Raw genomic sequence first — 3,847 nt, forward strand, 5'->3', positions numbered from 1 at the left:
CCGCCGCCGTTGGTGCCGAGCATCTTGATCGCGACCTGGCTCGCCACGGGCCCGACCGCGATGGTCTGCTTGGCACCCTCCAAGGTGGTCACGTCGACGTAGGCGCCGAGCGTCTGCGGGATGCCCTCGAACACCAGGAACAGCGTGTAGAGGATGCAGATCGGCAGCAGCACGTAGAGGACCGCCCGGGTCATATCGACCCAGAACGAGCCGATCGTGCCGGTCGAGGCGCGGGAAAACCCGCGGATCAGCGCGACCGCTACCGCCATGCCGGTGGCGGCCGAGAGGAAGTTCTGGTGCGTCAGCCCCAGCATCTGCGTCAGGTAGGACAGCGTGCTCTCGCCGCCGTAGGACTGCCAGTTGGTGTTGGTGATGAAGCTCGCCGACGTGTTGAAGGCGAGGTCCGGCGCCACCGCGGCCTGCTCGGCCGGGTTGAAGGGCAGGACCGCCTGCAGGCGCAGGATCGCGTAGAGGATCGCGAAGCCGAACACGTGGAAGAGGATCACGGCGCCGGTATAGGCGAGCCAGTGCTGTTCCTGGGCGCCGTCGATTCCGGAGACGCGGTAGAGCCCGCGCTCGATCGGAGCGAGCACGGGCGAGAGGAGCGTGCGCTCGCCCGTGAAGACGCGGGTCATGTAGCCGCCGAGCGGGCGCACGAGCGCCAGCACGACCGCGCAGTACAGCGCGATCTGAATCCAGCCGTTGAGGGTCATGGCAGAAGGTCCTTCAGAACCGCTCGGGGCGGACGAGGGCGTAGGTGAGGTATCCGAGCAGCCCCAGGGTCGTGAGGGCGCCGAGCGCGAGGTCGAGGGTCATGGCGCGCGCCTCTAGAGCCGCTCGCACAGGTCGGCGTAGCCGACCGTGAGGGCGAAGAAGGCGATGCCCGTGACGATGAAGACGATGTCGAGCATGAGACGCTCAGCTCCGGTCAAGTTGACGCGCAAGGCCGTCCCGGACGGGCGATGTCTTCCGGGGGGACGTTGCTTGTGGCGGAGCGATAATGGCCGGGAAGCGCATACGAATGCGAGACGGACCGAAGACCTATTTTATAAGGATCGCGTTAGGATTCCGATGTGCTGAGCGGGCTGGGACAGTCCTTGGCCGGGAGAGCCCGCAGGCAACCGGCACTTGGAACGTTTTCCATGATCCCCGGATCACGGAAAACGTTCCAAGCCTTTGTGCGGTCGCTTTTTCTTCACGCGAGCCGGCATCCACCTCGCTGGAAAATGCTCTGGCACCCGCGACGACCGGCTCCCTGCACCGATCCGCAGAATTCGGGGCATTGGACCGGGCCGTCGAGGCGGTCGGTACGCGCGCAGGCGGTCTTCCAGGCGCGTCGGTCGAACCGCACGACGGCGCAGCCCCCGTTCCGAAAACCCGTAAACGGCGTGCCGCAGGCCTGGCATGCGCCCTTCAGGGGAGCGAGGCGCAAGTGCTCCGCGCGACCGGGCCGTGAACCGTGCGCGCGCCCGTCATCCGATCCCGTGCGGTCGTCCATGCACGCACGAGGAACGAGGCTTTCGTCGAGGACCGCGCGACGGATGCCCGGCGGGGCCCGCGTCGCGTCGTCCATGACGTGCCGCGGGCCGGCCCCGGGCCTCGGCCGAACCGCGGGGCCGATGCCCGTGGGCAACGGCTGAAGCGGCGTGCCGCGGACCGCCGCCGCGACGACCGCTCGCGAACCGTCCCGGCCGCCTTCGGGACCCCAAAGTTCGCTACGGCTCATGGTTGCGCGGTCGCACGACCTTCGGCGACCGCAGGCAGGTTGAGCAGGGCGAGCGGGTTGGAGCTTCCGCCCAGCATCGTCGCGGGCATGGTTCCGTTCCACCGATGCGCGGTCTCGTAGGCCACGACCCCCGGATTGGACGCGACCGCGGACCCGACCTGCTGGATGATCCGTGCCTCGGCCTCGCCGGTGAGGGTCGTCGCCTGCGCCGCGCCCTCGGCGCGCAGGATCGCCGCCGCGCGTTGGGCGCGGGCCTGGGCCACGGCCGCCTCCGCGTCGCCGTTGGCCTGCGCGATCCGCACCGCGGCCTGGGCGGCCGCCTGGACCTTGGCCTGCTCGCCCTCGTAGCGGACCTTGGCCACCGTGTTCTCCGCGCGGATGGCGTCGTTCTTGGCCTGGACGGCGGCCTCGACCGAGGCCTGGAAGCTCGGGCTGTAGGTGATGCTGCTCAATTGCAGGTCGGTGATCTCGAGACCGAAGATGCCGCTGAGGGCCTCCGAAACGTTCTTGGTGATCTGCGCGATGATCTGTTCGCGGTTGGCGGATATGCCGACCGTGTTCTGGGTCGAGAACACGCGCAGCACCCGATCCGCGAGCACCGGGCGGATGTTCTCGGAGATATCGACGTTGCCGGTCCGGCCGACGCCGTAGAGCAGCTTCAGGACCGCGCTCGCCGGGATGCGGTAGGAGATGCCGAGGCTCACGCTCACCGCCTGGTTGTCGACGGTGTAGACCGTCAGGCCGTTCAGCTTGAAGGTGTCGAGACTGGTCTGGATGTGGTCCACGACGTCGATGAAGGGCATCTTCGCATGGAGGCCGGGGCCCACGGGCGCATCCGTGATCACCGTTCCGAGCCGCCTCACCCCGGCCATCTCCGTCGGCTGCACGACGTAGAAAGTGCCGGACAGGACGGCCACGGCCGCGCCGACCACCACCACGCCGATGCTCAGGGCGCGCGTCACGGCGGGGGGAAGCTGGGGCGGACGGAATTGCGCAGGCGGCGGCGCGCCCCAGGGTCCCTTCTCGGTGGGCATGTCTGCTTCCTTCGCGCGGCCGTCACAGGGGGGCAAGCCCTCGCCGGCCTAGGTGCGCCCTTGACGATCGAAGCGGAAGTAGTGCCCAGGACCGATATTCGTTACGACGATGCGACCAAACATCCTTCCTGATGATTTATTTACAGGGGTGCTGTTTTTATTTATGACTTCCTTATACGTCCCCTGATCTTGATCCAGCGTCGCGCAGAGCCGTCGACGTGACGAGGGCTGCGTCATCGCCTCCCGTCCTTGCGCGGTTCTGATTCGGCTGCCTCGTTCGCAGGGCGGGCCGAAGCGATCCTGCCCGTGACGCCGTGCCGGTCCTCGGAGACCGCGTCGGCGGCGCCACCTTCGTAATGGCGTTCGCCGCCGCGCTGCCGGTCGGGGCGGTGGTGATGGCGGTCGCTCGGCTCGCCGGCCGGCCCTGCTCGCGGGCGGGATCATCGCGGCGGCGGGATGCCTCTCAAGTCGCCCGCCGCCAGACCTGCCCGTGATACACGAACCTCTCCCCCTCGCTCGCCAGCGCCGCGAGGCCGGTGAAGGCCGGGTCGTGGACGGTGATGACGCTGGTGGGGATCGCCTGCATCATCGCAGAGAACGGCGCCTTGCGCTCGAAGGCCGCGCGGAATCCGCCGGCGTCGAGCAGCTTGACGATCCGCGGGGCGATGCCGCCGCCGATGTAGACGCCGCCGGTGGCGAGGAACGTCAGCGCGAGGTCGCCGCAGACCCGCCCGAGCAGGCGCCCGAACAGCGCCAGCGCCTCCGCCGCGTGCGGGTCGGAGGCGTCGAGCCCGGCCTGGGTGATCGCCGCCGGCGTGCGCTTCTCGGCCGGCTCGCCGGTACGGACGTGGCGCACCGCCGCGTGCAGGCGCGCGAGACCGGGGCCGGACAGCACCGCCTCGACGGTGATCCGGCCCTCGACCCGCTCCAGCGCGTGCCAGACCGTCTCCTCGAAGGCATCCGCGGGACCGAGATCGGCGTGGCCGGCCTCGGTCGAGACGATGGCGAGGCTGTCGGAATACGGCACCAGCGCCGCGGCGCCGAAGCCGGTGCCGGGGCCGAGCACCACGCGGGCGCCGCCGGGCAC

At 69.4% G+C, this 3,847-nt stretch carries 4 protein-coding genes; all 4 read right to left on the bottom strand.

What is annotated here, in order from left to right; translation table 11 throughout:
• The coding region (locus ACFE86_RS21500) for a potassium-transporting ATPase subunit KdpA (RefSeq protein ID WP_375457351.1) at positions 1 to 713 on the bottom strand (713 nt) is incomplete at its 3' end.
• Between the two features lie 13 nt (positions 714 to 726).
• Positions 727 to 816 carry a K(+)-transporting ATPase subunit F gene (locus ACFE86_RS21505; protein ID WP_375457352.1) on the bottom strand — a complete coding sequence of 30 codons (90 nt, stop codon included), beginning with the start codon at positions 814 to 816 and terminating at the stop codon, positions 727 to 729.
• A 906-nt stretch (positions 817 to 1,722) separates the two neighbouring features.
• Positions 1,723 to 2,760 (bottom strand): SPFH domain-containing protein, encoded by a 1,038-nt coding sequence (locus tag ACFE86_RS21510; protein ID WP_375457353.1) that lies wholly within the window; start codon positions 2,758 to 2,760, stop codon positions 1,723 to 1,725.
• Positions 2,761 to 3,223: 463 nt separating this feature from the next.
• Positions 3,224 to 3,847, bottom strand: a 624-nt coding sequence (locus ACFE86_RS21515; RefSeq protein ID WP_375457354.1) for a glucokinase, incomplete at its 5' end; no start/stop codon positions are given.

The sequence above is a fragment of the uncultured Methylobacterium sp. genome, from assembly GCF_964244095.1.
Lineage (GTDB): Bacteria > Pseudomonadota > Alphaproteobacteria > Rhizobiales > Beijerinckiaceae > Methylobacterium.